The 15,314-nt window shown below is 67.7% G+C and carries 12 protein-coding genes; 5 read left to right on the top strand and 7 right to left on the bottom strand.

The window, feature by feature from the left end; genetic code table 11:
- The first annotated feature begins 18 nt into the window (after nt 1–18).
- The gene (locus J7500_RS01565; protein WP_294059395.1) at nt 19–270 is read left to right on the top strand and encodes an HNH endonuclease; all 252 of its coding nucleotides are present in this window, start codon (nt 19–21) and stop codon (nt 268–270) included.
- Between the two features lie 5 nt (nt 271–275).
- On the opposite strand, the gene pepF is transcribed toward J7500_RS01565, so the two are convergent.
- From pepF to groES, 3 genes are all read right to left on the bottom strand, one after another.
- Nucleotides 276–2,138: an oligoendopeptidase F gene (gene pepF / locus J7500_RS01560; protein WP_294059394.1), complete on the bottom strand. Its 1,863-nt coding sequence runs from the start codon at nt 2,136–2,138 to the stop codon at nt 276–278.
- A gap of 457 nt (nt 2,139–2,595) precedes the next feature.
- The gene (gene groL / locus J7500_RS01555; protein ID WP_294059392.1) at nt 2,596–4,239 is read right to left on the bottom strand and encodes a chaperonin GroEL; all 1,644 of its coding nucleotides are present in this window, start codon (nt 4,237–4,239) and stop codon (nt 2,596–2,598) included.
- A 63-nt stretch (nt 4,240–4,302) separates the two neighbouring features.
- On the bottom strand, nt 4,303–4,590 hold the full coding sequence (gene groES / locus J7500_RS01550) for a co-chaperone GroES (RefSeq protein WP_294059390.1): 288 nt from the start codon (nt 4,588–4,590) through the stop codon (nt 4,303–4,305).
- A 240-nt stretch (nt 4,591–4,830) separates the two neighbouring features.
- Here groES and sppA point away from each other — a divergent pair, with 240 nt between their 5' ends.
- From sppA to J7500_RS01535, 3 genes are all read left to right on the top strand, one after another.
- A complete protein-coding gene (gene sppA / locus J7500_RS01545; protein WP_294059388.1) occupies nt 4,831–6,723 on the top strand; it encodes a signal peptide peptidase SppA in 1,893 nt (630 codons plus the stop codon).
- Complete coding sequence (locus J7500_RS01540; RefSeq protein WP_294059386.1) at nt 6,720–7,280, top strand: GNAT family N-acetyltransferase; 561 nt, start codon at nt 6,720–6,722, stop codon at nt 7,278–7,280. The genes sppA and J7500_RS01540 overlap by 4 nt, the downstream gene beginning before the upstream one ends.
- A gap of 293 nt (nt 7,281–7,573) precedes the next feature.
- Nucleotides 7,574–7,960: an STAS/SEC14 domain-containing protein gene (locus J7500_RS01535; protein ID WP_294059384.1), complete on the top strand. Its 387-nt coding sequence runs from the start codon at nt 7,574–7,576 to the stop codon at nt 7,958–7,960.
- 2 nt (nt 7,961–7,962) lie between these two features.
- On the opposite strand, the gene J7500_RS01530 is transcribed toward J7500_RS01535, so the two are convergent.
- Entirely contained in the window at nt 7,963–8,595 is a 633-nt protein-coding gene (locus J7500_RS01530; protein ID WP_294059382.1) for a trimeric intracellular cation channel family protein, read from the bottom strand.
- Nucleotides 8,596–8,680: 85 nt separating this feature from the next.
- Here J7500_RS01530 and J7500_RS01525 point away from each other — a divergent pair, with 85 nt between their 5' ends.
- On the top strand, nt 8,681–9,337 hold the full coding sequence (locus J7500_RS01525; RefSeq protein ID WP_294059379.1) for a YoaK family protein: 657 nt from the start codon (nt 8,681–8,683) through the stop codon (nt 9,335–9,337).
- A 108-nt stretch (nt 9,338–9,445) separates the two neighbouring features.
- On the opposite strand, the gene lpdA is transcribed toward J7500_RS01525, so the two are convergent.
- The 3 genes from lpdA to J7500_RS01510 all read right to left on the bottom strand — a co-directional run bounded on the left by lpdA (nt 9,446) and on the right by J7500_RS01510 (nt 15,256).
- Nucleotides 9,446–10,840 carry a dihydrolipoyl dehydrogenase gene (lpdA, locus tag J7500_RS01520; protein WP_294059377.1) on the bottom strand — a complete coding sequence of 465 codons (1,395 nt, stop codon included), beginning with the start codon at nt 10,838–10,840 and terminating at the stop codon, nt 9,446–9,448.
- A gap of 211 nt (nt 10,841–11,051) precedes the next feature.
- Nucleotides 11,052–12,287, bottom strand: coding sequence for a 2-oxoglutarate dehydrogenase complex dihydrolipoyllysine-residue succinyltransferase (gene odhB, locus J7500_RS01515; protein WP_294059374.1), 1,236 nt, complete (start codon nt 12,285–12,287; stop codon nt 11,052–11,054).
- Between the two features lie 35 nt (nt 12,288–12,322).
- Nucleotides 12,323–15,256: a 2-oxoglutarate dehydrogenase E1 component gene (locus J7500_RS01510; protein WP_294059371.1), complete on the bottom strand. Its 2,934-nt coding sequence runs from the start codon at nt 15,254–15,256 to the stop codon at nt 12,323–12,325.
- Nucleotides 15,257–15,314 lie beyond the last annotated feature (58 nt).

Raw genomic sequence — 15,314 nt, 5'->3', positions numbered from 1 at the left:
CGAACAGCGTTGCGCGCTGTGCGGCGCCCGCTGGGAAGCCACGTCGAATGGCACCATGTCGTGCCGAAGAGCGAAGGTGGGCGTGAGACGGTCGCGCTCCACCCGATCTGCCACCGCACCATCCACGCGAGCGCGACCAATGCCGAACTCGCGCGGCGCTACCCGACGCTCGACGCACTGCGCGAGCGCGAGGACATCGCCCGCTTTCTCGACTGGATCGCGGACAAGCCGCCCGACTTCCATGCGCCGACGCGCCGGAAGCCGGGCTGACCGGTTCAGGCGAGCAGCGCCTCGGCCTGGTCGAGCGTGTCCTTGAAGGCGGCGACGAGCGCCTGGTACGGCGCAGGGCTCGCCATATCGAGGCCGGCGCGACGCAGGATCTCGACCGGATAATCCGACCCGCCTGCCTTCAGCACCGACAGATAATTGTCGCGCTCCTTCGCGCCGCCCTTGAGGATCGACTGGGCGAAGTACGTCGCCGCGGCGATGCAGGTGGCGTACTGATAGACGTAGAAGCTGTTGTAGAAGTGCGGGATGAACGCCCATTCGTTCCCGTAGACGGGATCGAGGCCCATGTTCGGGCCGTGGTAGCGGCGCAGCAGGTCGAAATAGACCTCGGTGAACTTCTTGCCCGACAGGCCCTCACCCGCTTCGGCGAGGTCGTGCGCCTTGAGCTCGAACTCGGCGAACATCGTCTGACGGTAAAAGGTGCCGCGGAAATTCTCCATCTGCTGGCCGAGATAGAAGAGCTTCTCTTCCTTGGTCTTGGCGTTCTTCAGCATGTGCGCGACGAGAAGCTGCTCGTTCGCCGTCGAGGCGATCTCGGCGAGGAAGATCGGGTAGTCGGCCTTGTCATAGGGCTGGGCCGAATTGGCGAGCAGCGAATGGAGCGCATGCCCCCATTCGTGCGCATAGGTGCTCATCCCGTCGTACTTTTCGGATAGGTTGAGCAGCAGATAGGGGTGCACGTCATAGGCGCCGGGGTTCATGTACGCGCCGGGGCGCTTGCCCGGCCGCGGCCAGGGATCCATCCACTTCGCTGCGGTCGCCTTGGCGATGCGCGCCTGATAGTCGGGGCCGAGCGGCTTGACTGCCTCGAGCGTGGTCGCGCGCATCTGGTCGAGCGTGAAGCTGCGGTCGAGCGACACGAGCGGCGGATAGATGTCGTAATAGGCGATGTCGGGGAGTTTGAGCATCCGACGGCGCAGCTCGAAATAGCGGTGAAGCTGGGGAAGGCCCTTGTTCGCTTCCGAGACCAGCGTGCGATAGACCGTCTCGGGCACGTTCGCGCCGGAGAGCGCCGCGGCGAGCGAGGTCGGATATTTGCGCGCCTTGGCGAGGAAGATGTCGCTCTTCACCTGCGCGCTGTAGGTCGCCCCGAACGAGTTCTGGAACTGGCCGTGCGCAGTCCAGAAGGCGTCGAACACTGCCTTGCGGTCGGCGCGGTTGGGAGCGTCGCGGTTGAGCGTATAGCCTTGGCTGTCGAGGCGGACTTCCTTGCCGGTCGAGAGCTTGATCGTTGGCCAGGGAATGTCCGACGAGCGGAGCTGGCCCGAGATGTCGTCGGGGGCCTGAAGCGCCGAAGTCGAGCTGGCGAGGATCGCCTCGCCCTCGGGCGAGAGCGTATGCTCGGCCTGGCGGACGATGTTGGCGAGATAGAAGTCGAAGCGCGAGCCGAGCGTGCGGTTGGCGGCGACGAAGCCGTCGATCTTCGACTTGCCCACCGCAAGGATCTCCGGCGAGAACCAGGCGGTCGCTTCGCCAAACGCAGTGTAGAGGTCGACCGCCTGTGCCTGCCGCTCCTGCCAGGCGGCGGCGCGGACGTCCTCGTCGGCCCTGAGGCTGGCGTAGGTGTAGACGCGGGCCACGGTGCGGCCGAGATCGGACTGGAGTACCAGCGCCTCGGCGAGCACGTCGGCGCTTTCGCCGAGCCGGCCCTTGTACTTGGCGATGCCCGAGAGCGCCGCGAGCGTCTGCTTGCGCGCGGCGTCCCAGGCGGCGTCGTTCGGATAGATTTCGCTGAGGTCCCAGAGGGCGGTCGTGCCGGGGGCGGCGCCCTGCGCCCAGGCGGGTGCGGCGGCGGCAAGGCCGGCGAGCGCAGCAGCGGCGAGCGCTTCGCGGCGGGATAGTTCGGTCATTAAGTGGCTTTCCCCGAAAGAGAGCGCCGGTAGGCTCAGCGCGTCGTTGGAAAGCCCAATCTGTCGCGGCTCGGCGGCGAAAGAAAGCCTTTTGTGTATTAGGGTGCCAATGCACCCTTTTCGCTCAGGCGGTGCTGCGCTCCGTACGATATTCGTCGCGCGATATCGTAACCCAGTCACGCTTGGCACGGCGCCTCATCGGGACGCCGCAGAAGCGGCATTTGCTCAGCAACCGATCGGGATCCGCAGCGCGTTCGATATGCTTCTCCGACCGTTCGTGCTTTCCCGAAATACAGCGGATGCGTCCGGCAACCCAGTTATACACGCGACATTCTCCCCATCGCTGCGGACGCAGTCGGCAATTCCCGCGCGGCGGTCAAGCCTGCGTGCGCCGCCATGGGAAACGAAGAAGGGCCGGGGTCTCCCCCGGCCCTTCGCGTGTAGGCAGTCGGCGGACTTAGAAGTCCATGCCGCCCATGCCACCCATGCCACCGCCCATCGGGGGCATGGCGGGCTTGTCTTCCGGAAGCTCGCTCACCGCCGCTTCGGTGGTGATGAGCAGGCCGGCGACCGAAGCCGCATCCTGGAGCGCGGTGCGCACGACCTTGGTCGGGTCGATCACGCCGGCCGCGACCAGGTTCTCGTACTTCTCGGTCTGGGCGTTGAAGCCGAGGTTCTGGTCGTTGCCGTCGATCAGCTTGCCGGCGACCACCGCACCGTCGACACCGGCATTCTGCGCGATCTGGCGCACCGGCGCCTGGAGCGCGCGGCGGACGATGTCCACGCCGCGGGTCTGGTCGTCATTGATACCGGTCAGGCCCTCGAGCGCCTTGCCGGCATAGAGCAGAGCGACGCCGCCACCGGGGACGATGCCTTCCTCGACCGCAGCGCGGGTCGCGTGCAGCGCGTCGTCGACGCGGTCCTTGCGCTCCTTGACCTCGACTTCGGTCGCACCGCCGACCTTGATCACGGCCACGCCGCCGGCGAGCTTGGCGAGACGCTCCTGGAGCTTCTCGCGGTCGTAGTCGCTGGTGGTGACTTCGATCTGCTGGCGGATCGCGTCGGTGCGGCCCTTGATCGCATCGGCTTCACCCGCACCGTCGACGATGGTGGTGTTGTCCTTGTCGATCGAGACGCGCTTGGCGGTGCCGAGCATGCCGAGGGTGACGCTCTCGAGCTTGATGCCGAGGTCTTCCGAGATGACTTCGCCCTTGGTCAGGATCGCGATGTCCTCGAGCATCGCCTTGCGGCGATCGCCGAAGCCCGGCGCCTTGACCGCTGCGACCTTGAGGCCGCCGCGCAGCTTGTTGACGACGAGGGTGGCCAGAGCCTCGCCTTCGATGTCCTCGGCGATGATCAGCAGCGGGCGGCCCGACTGGACGACGGCTTCCAGGATCGGGAGCATCGCCTGCAGGTTCGAGAGCTTCTTCTCGTGGATCAGGATGTACGGATCGTTGAGCTCGACCGTCATCTTCTCCGGATTGGTGATGAAGTAGGGCGACAGATAGCCGCGGTCGAACTGCATGCCCTCGACGACGTCGAGCTCGAACTCGAGACCCTTCGCCTCTTCGACGGTGATCACGCCTTCCTTGCCGACCTTCTCCATCGCTTCGGCGATCTTCTCACCGACTTCGGTGTCGCCATTGGCCGAGATGATGCCGACCTGGGCGACTTCCTGGCTGCCCGAGACGGGCTTGGAGCGCGCCTTGATGTCCTCGATCACCTTGCCGACGGCGAGATCGATGCCGCGCTTGAGGTCCATCGGGTTCATGCCCGCCGCGACCGACTTCATGCCCTCGCGGACGATCGCCTGGGCGAGCACGGTGGCGGTGGTGGTGCCGTCGCCGGCCTTGTCGTTCTGCTTCGAGGCCACTTCGCGCAGCATCTGCGCGCCCATGTTCTCGAACTTGTCCTTGAGCTCGATCTCCTTGGCGACGGTGACGCCGTCCTTGGTGATGCGCGGCGCGCCGAAGCTCTTCTCGATCACGACGTTGCGGCCCTTCGGGCCCAGCGTGACCTTCACTGCATCGGCGAGGATGTCGACGCCGCGGAGAATCCGCTCACGCGCGTCGCGGGAAAACTTGACGTCCTTGGCTGCCATGTGACTGCCCTTTCAAAAACCTGTGTTGGTTGACTTCGGTTGACTCGAAAAGCGGTTTGACGCTCAGCCGACGATCCCGAGGATGTCGGATTCCTTCATGATCAGCAGGTCTTCGCCGTTCACCTTGACTTCGGTGCCGGACCACTTGCCGAACAGGATGCGGTCGCCCGCCTTGACGTCGAGCGGCGTGACCTTGCCGTCTTCGGCCTTGGCGCCGGAGCCGACGGCGACGACTTCGCCTTCCTGCGGCTTTTCCTGGGCCGTATCCGGGATGATGATGCCGCCGGCGGTCTTGGCCTCGGCCTCGACGCGGCGGACGAGCACGCGGTCGTGCAACGGACGGAAGTTCATTGCGCCTGTTCCTCTTTCGGGTTGAACGTTCTTAGCACTCAGTCCCCCCGAGTGCTAACGAGCGGGGATATGCGTAGCCTCCAGGGATTCGTCAACGGGTCCGATGGCGATTTGTGCACCGTTCCGGACGCATCGTTGCGAGCCTGTATTGGTACAATAATACGGGGCGTTTACTGGACCTTCGCCATCCGGTAGGCACAGGCCACGCACAGGGCGGCAAATCGACATGGAGCGCGCAAAGTGAAGCTGGTTCGGGGCGCCTGGAAGATACTCGTCGGGATCAAGGATTTCCTGGTCCTGGCCTTCATGCTGCTGTTCTTCGCGGGGCTGTTCGCGCTGCTCTCGCACCGGCCCAACCGCGCCGCGATCCGCGAGGGCGCGCTGGTGGTGGCGCTCGACGGCACGCTCAGCGAGCAGCCCGAGCAGACCGATCCGCTGGCGCAGCTCGGCGGCAGCCGCGCGGCCCGGCAGCAGCGCCTGCGCGACGTGGTGCGCGCGCTCGACACGGCGCGCACCGACACGCGCGTGAAGGCTGTAGTGCTCGACCTCGACCGCTTCCTGGGCGGCTATCCGAGCGCGGTGCGCGAAGTGGCCGAGGCCACGGGCCGGGTGCGCGCGAGCGGCAAGCCGGTGCTTGCCTATGCGACTGCCTATACCGACGACAGCTATGCGATCGCCGCCAATGCGAGCGAAGTCTGGGTCAATCCACAGGGCGGCGCGATGTTCGCCGGGCCGGGCGGCACCCAGCTCTATTACAAGGGGCTGATCGACAAGCTCGGCGTCACCACGCACGTCTACAAGGTCGGCAAGTTCAAGTCGGCGGTCGAGCCCTATATGCGCAGCGACATGTCGCCCGAGGCGCGCGAGGCGAACGAGGCGCTGAACGGCGCGCTCTTCGCCCAGTGGCGCGAGGCCGTGGCCAAGGCGCGGCCCAAGGCACGCATCGCCGACTATCTGACCAAGCCCGACGAAGTCATCGCGGCGGCGCACGGCGACATCGCCGCGTCGAACCTTGCCTATGGGCTGGTCGACAAGACCGGCGGGCGGCTGGAGTTCGGGCGGCGCGTGGCCGAGATCGTCGGCGCGCCGACGGGCAGGCCCGCGGGCAACTTCAAGTCGATCCGCATGGCCGACTGGGTCGCCGCTAATCCCGTGCCGAAGACCGGCGACGCGATCGGCGTGCTGACCGTCGCGGGCGAGATCGTCGACGGCAAGGCGGGCCCGGGCAGCGCCGGCGGCGACACGGTGAGCGCGCTGCTGCTCAAGGGGCTGGCGGAGAAGAACCTGAAGGCGCTGGTGGTGCGCGTCGATTCGCCGGGCGGATCGGCGATGGCGTCCGAGCAGATCCGCCAGGCGATCCTGCAGGCCAAGGCGCAGGGGCTGCCGGTGGTGGTCTCGATGGGAAGCCTGGCGGCGAGCGGCGGCTATTGGGTGTCGACCGCGGGCGACGCGATCTTCGCCCAGCCCGACACGATCACCGGATCGATCGGCATCTTCGGCGTGCTGCCGAGCTTCGAGAACAGCCTCGCCAAGATCGGCGTGACCACCGACGGCGTGCGCTCGACGCCGCTTTCGGGCCAGCCCGACGTGATGGGCGGGATCAACCCGGTGACCGACCGGATTCTGCAGAGCGTGATCGAGAACGGGTACAGCCGGTTCGTCAACCTGGTCGCCCAGTCGCGCAAGCTGACGCCGCAGCGCGTCGACGAGATCGGGCAGGGCCGCGTGTGGGTGGGCGGCATCGCGCACCAGCTCAAGCTGGTCGATCGCTTCGGCGGGCTGGACGACGCCGTCGCGGAAGCGGCGCGCCGCGCCAAGCTGGACCCCGCCAAGGTGCACCCGTTGTTCCTCGAGCGCGAGCCGAGCCCCTGGATGCAGTTCCTCGCGAGCCTGACCAGCGACGACCAGCCCGAGGACGACTGGGCCGACCAGCCCGCGGGCGAGGACGTCTACACGCGCATCGCCGGCGAGCGGCGCGCGCTGGTGGCGCAGGCGCTGGGCGACGCGCGGCGGCTGGCGCTCGGCGGATCGGTGCAGGCGCGCTGCCTGGAGTGCATGGGAATGGGGCCGGCGGTCGGCCGGACCGAAGACAAGACGCTGCTGGAGTATGTGATGCGGAGAATCGGCCTGTGATCGGAATCAGGGGAGCGGAATCGGGTGACGCGCCGTCGATCGCGGCGATCTATGCGCCGCACGTGCTCACCGGCACGGCCTCGTTCGAGATCCAGCCGCCCGACGCCGACGCGATGCGCACGCGCATGGCCGACGGCGACGGCCTCTATCCCTGGCTGGTCGCGACCAACGGCGAGCCCGAGGGCGGGGTGATCGGCTATGCCTATGCGCGGCGCTTCCGCGAGCGGCCGGCCTATCGCTTCGTCGTCGAGACCGCGATCTACATGGCCGATGTGGCGCAGAACCAGGGCGCCGGGCGGCTGCTCTACGAGGCGCTGATCGACACGCTGCGCGCGCAGGGCTTCGTCCATGCGATCGGCGCGATCGCGCTGCCCAACGACGCATCGATCCGGCTGCACGAGGCGGTGGGCTTCCGCCGCACCGGCGTGTACCGCGAAGTCGGCTTCAAGCACGGCCAGTGGATGGACGTGGGCATCTGGCAGTGCGAACTCAACGAGCCGCAGGTGCCGCCGGTGGAGCCGCGCAAGTTCACCGACGTGGGGCTGGTGCGGGGCTGAGTGGTGCTTCTTCGGGCGGAGCGTTTTTGATTCACGCAAAGGCGCGAAGACGCGAAGAAAAATGTTCACGCGGAGACGCGGAGAACAGCTCTCCCGGCGGCGTCAGCCGCCCCCCGCAAGAAGGACGGCTTGGCGCGCCGGCGACATAAAGGCCGCCAGTGCGGCCAGGCATGCTCTCCGCGCCTCCGCGTCTCCGCGTGAGAAAAATCTTCGCGTCTTCGCGCCTTTGCGTGAACCGATTCTGCTCCAGACCGGCGGTTCAATGGCGCGGTCTATTCGGGTAGGGGGCGGAAATGCCGCATTCCGTCTCGCACCACATCGAAGTCGATCCCGTCCGCAAGATCGTCGAGCTGCGCGTCTCCGGGCTGCTCTCGCCCGAGGATGCCGAATGGATCGGCGAGGAGCTGCGCGCGGCGATCCGCTCGCTGGGCCGGGACGCGGGCAGGCACTGCACGCTCTACGACGGCAGCGGCATCAAGGTGGTGCCCGCGGCGACGGTGGCGCGGATCAGCCAGACCTTCGACAATCCGGCGGTCCGCGAGCTCTGGGCGCGCAAGGTCGCCTTCGTCGTCACCACGGCGCTGGCGCGGCGGCAAGTGATGCGGCTCCGCCAGATTCGGCCAGACCTGGGGGTGTTCGACACGCGCGAGACGGCACTGGCGTGGCTGATGGAGGAATAGGCCTACCGCCGGCTCCGGTAGGCTGGCAGGCCGAGCTTCCAGACGATCGCGGCGGCGCGCAGGCCGAAGCCGGCGGCGGCGGCGATGAGGCCCGCGGCGAGGGGGGCGAGGCCCGCGAGCGTGAGCACGACATAGAGCGCCGAGGCGAGCGCGGCGGCAGTGACGTAGAGCTCGGGACGCATCAGGATCGACGGCTGGCCGGCGAGCATGTCGCGGATGATGCCGCCGACACAGGCAGTGATCACTCCCATCAGTGCGGCGGGGACCGGCGGGATGCCATAGCCGAGCGCCTTGGCTGCACCGAAGGCGGCATAGGCGGCGAGCCCGAAGGCATCGAGCCAGTCGAAGGTCGCGTCGTTCCACCAGCGCTGCGGCGTCACCCACACGATTGCGGCCACGCCGAGGATCATCGCCGCGACCACCGCGTCGTGCGTCCAGAACACCGGCGCGCCGATCAGCAGGTCGCGCACCGTGCCGCCGCCGACGCCGGTGACGAGGGCGAAAAAGGCCGCGGTGACCACGGTCTGCCCGTGCCTCGCCGCCGAGAGCGCGCCCGTCGCGGCGAAGACGGCGATGCCGAGCATGTCGAGCCAGGGAAGGATCGGGCCGATCTGGGCGGCGAAATCGGACTCCATGCGCCCCTTCTCTCCCGGAGCGCGGCGTGCGTCAAACCGCTTGCCGGACTGTTTGAGCTGCGCAGAAACCGATTATAGAGGGGCCATGCATCGCACAGAGTCACCGCTGATCGCGGTCGCCGTCTGCCTCGCCGCGCTCGCCGGTTTCGTCGACGCGCTGGCATTCACCAGCCTGGGGGGCTTCTTCGCCTCGTTCATGAGCGGCAACTCGACGCGGCTGGGCGTCGGGCTGGGGCAGGGCGTGGCCGCCGATGCCGCGACCGCGGCCGCGCTGGTGCTGAGCTTCGTCAGCGGAGTGATCGTCGCGAGCGTGATCGTGCGCGCGGCGCGCGCGCGGCACAAGGAAGCGCTGATGCTGGCAGTGACCGGGCTGCTGATCCTTGCCGCGGCGGTGGCGACGGTGGTGCCGGGGCCGCTGGTGCTGCTGCTGCTCGCGGCCGCGATGGGCGTGGAGAACGGCGTGTTCAACCGCGACGGCGAAGTGACGATCGGGCTGACCTATATGACCGGATCCCTGGTGCGCATGGGCCAGAAGATGGCCGACGCGCTGATGGGAACGGGCGATCGCTGGGACTGGATGCCGTACCTGGCGCTGTGGGCCGGCTTCGTCGCCGGCGCGGTCTCGGGCGCGGCGAGCCAGCTGCGCTGGGGCTGGAGCGCGCTGTGGCTGGCGGTGGCGGTGTCGGCGGCGCTGACCGTGGCGATCGCGCGGCTTTCGGGGCGGCGGGTGCTGGCGGCGTAAATTCCCCTCCCGCTCGCGGGAGGGGCTAGGGGAGGGAATATCCTCCCCTCACATCATGCTATTCACGCCCTCCCCCGACCCCTCCCGCAAGCGGGAGGGGAGCGCCGATCAGATATGGATCGGCTTGCCGAGCACGCCCATCGCGGCTTCCTTGATCGCCTCGCTGTGCGTCGGGTGGGCGTGGCAGGTGTAGGCGATGTCCTCGGACGTCGCGCCGAACTCCATCGCCTGGGCGGCCTGGGCGATCATCGTGCCCGCGACCGACGTGACGATCCACACGCCGAGCACGCGGTCCGACTTGGCGTCGGCGATCACCTTCACGAAGCCGGTGGTGTCGTCGATCGCCTTGGCACGGCTGTTGCCAGCCATCGGGAACTTGCCGACCTTGACCTCGCCACGCTCCTTGGCCTGCTCCTCGGTGAGGCCGACGCCGGCGATCTCAGGGTGGGTGTAGACCACCGAGGGGATCACGTCGTGGTTCACGATGCCGGTGAGGCCGGCGATATTCTCGGCAACCGCGATGCCCTCGTCCTCGGCCTTGTGCGCGAGCATCGGGCCCGGGATGACGTCGCCGATCGCCCAGACGCCGTCGACGGCGGTCCTGAAGCTGTGGTCGGTCTCGATCTGGCCGCGCTGGTTGGTCGCAAGGCCGATCTTGTCGAGGCCGAGGCCCTCGGTGTTGGGACGGCGGCCGATCGAGACGAGCACGGCGTCGGCCTCGAGCGTCTCGGCGGCGCCCCCCGCGGCGGGCTCGACCGTCACGGTGGCCTTGCCGCCGTCGACCTTCACGCCGGTGACCTTGGTCGAGAGCTTGAGCTCCATGCCCTGCTTCTTGAAGATCTTGGCGGCTTCCTTGCGGACTTCGCCGTCCATGCCCGGAAGCAGCTGGTCGAGATATTCGACCACGGTGACCTTGGCGCCGAGGCGCTTCCACACCGAGCCGAGCTCGAGCCCGATCACGCCGCCGCCGATGACGACGAGATGGCCGGGGACCTTGTCGAGCGCGAGCGCGCCGGTGGAATCGACCACGACCTTCTGGTCGATCTCGACGCCGGGGAGCGGGGTGACCGACGAGCCGGTGGCGATGACGATGTTCTTGGCGGTGACGGTGCGGTCGCCGACCTGGACGGTATGCGCGTCGACGAAGGTCGCGAGACCCTTCACCCACTCGATCTTGTTCTTCTTGAACAGGAATTCGATGCCGCCGGTCAGGCCCTTCACGGCCTTTTCCTTCTCGGACATCATCGCCGGCAGGTCGAGCTCGACCGCGCCGAGCTTGACGCCGAACTTGGCGAGCACGCCCGAGTTGGCCTCGTCGAACAGCTCGGAGGCATGGAGCAGCGCCTTGGACGGGATGCAGCCGACGTTGAGGCAGGTGCCGCCCAGCGTCTCGCGGCTCTCGGCGCAGGCGGTCCTGAGCCCGAGCTGCGCGGCGCGGATCGCCGCGACATAGCCGCCGGGGCCGGCACCGATCACGAGGACGTCGAAGTCGTATTCAGCCATTTTCACTCGCTCCCGCGACCGCGCGCGTAAAATCCGTTCCAACCATCCGGCTCAGGGTAGCGGATGCGATATGCGTCACGATCACCGCTCCCGAGCGTTGCGAACCAGCGGTCGAACTGGTCCATATAGTCTTCGCCATAGCCCATCCGCCAACCGATGGACCCGGCGCTTATTTCCGCGTGCTTCAACCAAGGCGGCTGAAGCTCCTCCATCAAAGGTCGATCAGCAGCCGGGTCGGGTCCTCGATCGCGTTCTTGAGCGCGACGAGGAAGGTCACGGCCTCGCGGCCGTCGATCAGGCGGTGGTCGTAGCTGAGCGCGAGGTACATCATCGGGCGGACGACCACCTGGCCGTCGCGGACCACCGGGCGGTCCTCGATGCGGTGGAGGCCCAGCACCGCCGACTGGGGCGGGTTGATGATCGGCGTCGACATCAGCGAGCCGAACACGCCGCCATTGGAGATGGTGAAGGTACCGCCCTTCATCTCCTCCATCTTGAGCGTGCCGTCCTTGGCGCGCTTGCCGAAATCGCCGATCGTCTTCTCGATGCCCGCGACCGACAGGTCCTGCGCGTCGCGGATCACCGGCACGACCAGGCCCTGCGGAGCGGAGACCGCGACCGAGATGTCGGCATAATCGTGGTAGACGATCTCGTCGCCGTCGATCGAGGCGTTGACCGCCGGGATATCGCGCAGCGCCTGCACGGCGGCCTTCACGAAGAAGCCCATGAAGCCGAGGCGGACGCCGTGCTTCTTCTCGAACAGATCCTTGTACTTGGTGCGCGCGGCGATGACTTCGGTCATGTCGACGTCGTTGAACGTCGTCAGCATCGCGGCGGTGTTCTGCGCTTCCTTGAGGCGCTTGGCGACCGTCTGGCGCAGGCGCGTCATGCGGACGCGTTCTTCCTTGCGGCCTCCGGCTGGTGCTGCCGAGGGGGCGGGCGCCGGAGCCGGGGCGGGCGCCGCGGCGGCGGGCTTGGCGCTGGCGGCGGCGATGACGTCGTCCTTGGTCAGGCGGCCGTCCTTGCCGGTGCCCTGCACGGTCGAGGGATCGACGCCGGTCTCGAGCACCGCGCGGCGGACCGACGGCGACAGCGCGGCGGCGTCGACTTCGCGGACCTGCTCGCCCGGGCCCGACTGGGCGCCGGTGGCGACGGGCGCCGGCGCGGCGGGCGCCGAAGCGGGGGCAGCAGCCGGAGCGGCAGCGGCGCCGCCGCCTTCACCCACGGTGGCGATCACGGCGCCGACCTGGACGGTGTCGCCCACCTGGACGAGCTGGTCGCCCATCACGCCGGCGACCGGCGAGGGGACCTCGACCGAGACCTTGTCGGTCTCGAGGCTGGCGATCGGCTCGTCGAGCGCGACTGCGTCGCCCGGCTTCTTCAGCCATTCGCCGAGGGTCGCTTCGGTGATCGATTCGCCCAGGACCGGGACCTTAACGTCTGCCATCTTTTCTCTTCCTCGCCGGGGTCAGCGTTAAATCATCAAGCCTTGCGCGTCCGGCGAATCTCTTCGCGGACGCTGTGACCGAGCGCATCGGCGACAAGCGCGCCCTGCTCGGCGGTGTGGCGCTTCATCAGGCCGGTGGCGGGCGATGCCGCCGCGGCGCGGCCCGCATAGCGCGGACGCTGCGGCTTGACGCCGGCCTCGACGAGGCACGCCTCGATGAACGGCTCGACGAAGAACCAATAGCCATTGTTCTTCGGCTCTTCCTGCGCCCAGACCACTTCCTCGAGGTTGGTCATGCGCTTGAGGCGCTGGACCAGGGGCTCGCCCGGGAAGGGATAGAGCTGCTCGACGCGGACGATCGCGGTGTTCTTGTCGCCCGCCGCGTCGCGTGCCTCGATCAGGTCGTAGGCGACCTTGCCGGTGCACAGCACGAGGCGCTTCACGTCCTGGTCCGCAGGCGCGCTCGGGTCCGAGAGCAGCCGCTTGAAGTGGCTCTCGCCGAGGAAGTCCTCGGCCTTGGACACCGCCATCTTGTGGCGCAGCAGCGACTTGGGAGTCATCTGCACCAAAGGCTTGCGGAAGTTGCGGTGCATCTGACGGCGCAGCAGGTGGAAATAGTTCGCCGGGGTGGTGATGTTCACCACCTGCATATTGTCCTGCGCGCAGAGCTGGAGGAAGCGCTCGGGGCGTGCCGAGCTGTGCTCGGGGCCCTGGCCTTCGTAACCGTGCGGCAGCAGCATCACCAGGCCGTTGGCGCGCAGCCACTTGGCTTCACCGCTCGCGATGAACTGGTCGATCATGATCTGCGCGCCATTGGCGAAATCGCCGAACTGCGCTTCCCAGAGCACCAGCGCCTTGGGGTCGGCGAGCGCATAGCCATATTCGAAGCCGAGCACGCCATATTCGGACAGCGGGCTGTCGAGCACTTCGAAATGGCCGTGGCGGATCGTCGAGAGCGGGATGTACTTCGCCTCGGTCTTCTGATCGACCCAGACGGCGTGGCGCTGCGAGAAGGTGCCGCGGCCCGAATCCTGCCCCGAGAGGCGGACGCCAAAGCCTTCCGAAAGCAGCGAGCCGAAGGCCAGCGCCTCGCCGGTCGCCCAGTCGAAATTCTGGCCCGACTTGAACATCTCTCGCTTGGCATCGAGCACGCGCGCGAGCGTCTTGTGGATCTCGTGACCCTCGGGGACCTCGGTCAGCGTGCGGCCGAGGCTGTCGAACAGCTTCTGCTCGATGCCGGTGTCGACGCTGCGCCGCGCGCTCTCCGAATCGGCGGGGACCGACAGGCCCGACCAGCGGCCGGCGAACCAGTCCGCCTTGTTGGGCATGTACGACTTGCCCGCCTCGAACTCGCCTTCGAGCAAGGTGGTGAACTGCTGCGTCTTCTCGCCGACGAAGCCGTCGTCGATCACGCCCTCGGCTTTGAGCCGCGCGCCATAGACTTCGCTCACCGGCGGGTGCTGGCGGATCTTGGCGTACATCAGCGGCTGGGTGAACGAGGGCTCGTCGCCCTCGTTGTGGCCGAAGCGGCGATAGCACCACATGTCGATCACGACGTCGCGCTTGAACTTCTGGCGGAACTCGATCGCCACCTTGCACGCGAAGGTCACGGCTTCGGGATCGTCGCCGTTGACGTGGAGGATCGGCGCCTGGACGCCCTTGGCGACGTCCGACGGATAGGGCGAGGAGCGCGCGAACTGCGGGCTCGTCGTGAAGCCGATCTGGTTGTTGATGACGAAGTGGATGCAGCCGCCGGTATTGTAGCCGCGGATGCCCGAGAAGCCGAGGCACTCCCAGACGATGCCCTGGCCCGCGAAGGCGGCGTCGCCGTGGATGAGGACCGGCAGCACCTGCTGGTGCTCGGCGAGATCGTCGCGGATCGTCTGGAGCGCGCGGACCTTGCCGAGCACGACCGGATCGACCGCCTCGAGGTGCGAGGGGTTGGCGACCAGCGACATATGGACGCTGATGCCGTCGAACTCGCGATCGGTGCTGGTGCCGAGGTGGTACTTCACGTCGCCCGAGCCGCCGACATCCTCCGGATGCGCCGAGCCGCCGGCGAATTCGTGGAAGATCACGCGGAAGGGCTTTGCCATCACGTTGGCGAGCACGTTGAGGCGGCCGCGATGGGCCATGCCATAGACGATCTCGCGGACGCCCATCTGGCCGCCGTACTTGATCACGGCTTCGAGCGCCGGGATCATCGCCTCGCCGCCGTCGAGGCCGAAGCGCTTGGTGCCGACGTACTTGCGGCCCAGGAACTTCTCCCACTGCTCGGCTTCGATGACCTTGGAAAGGATCGCCTTCTTGCCGTCGGTGGTGAAGTGGATCTCCTTGTCCTTGCCCTCCATGCGCTCCTGGAGGAAGCGGCGCTCCTCGACATCGGCGATGTGCATGTATTCGAGGCCGACGTTGCCGCAGTAGTTGGCGCGCAGGATCTCGACGATCTCGCGGACGGTCGCCTTCTCGAGGCCGAGCGTGCCGCCGAGATAGATCGGACGGTCGAGGTCGCCGGCAGTGAAGCCATGATACTCAGGCGTGAGGTCGGCCGGCAGGTCCTGGCGGTTGAGGCCGAGCGGATCGAGGTTGGCGGCGAGGTGCCCGCGCACGCGATAGGTGCGGATGAGCAGCATCGCGCGGATCGAATCGCCCGCGGCGCGGGCGATGTCGGCCTCGGACGCGGCAGGCAGGGCGGGCTTGGGGGCAGGCGCGCCGCCCTTGGCCGGCTTGGGCGCGGGCTCCATCTGGGTCGGATCGAGCGCCGCGGTGAGCGCGTCGGTCTCGGTCAGCGGCCAGCGCGGATTGGCCCAGCTCGGACCAGATGCCGTCGTTTCGAGACCTTCGAACCACTGGCGCCACCCGGCTTCGACCGAAGCCGGGTCGCTCTTGTAGCGGCGGTACAAAGTCTCGACGAAAGCGGGGCTCACGCCGCCGGCGATGTCGTCGAAGTCCAGGCCCTCATAGCCCATCGGTCAATTCCGTTCCTGTTAGCGCTCCCATATCCCCATATAGGAACGCGAACCTTCA

The sequence above is a fragment of the Sphingomonas sp. genome (assembly GCF_017744835.1).
In the GTDB taxonomy this organism is placed as follows: domain Bacteria; phylum Pseudomonadota; class Alphaproteobacteria; order Sphingomonadales; family Sphingomonadaceae; genus Sphingomonas.
This window is presented reverse-complemented; position numbering and strand designations above follow the sequence as displayed.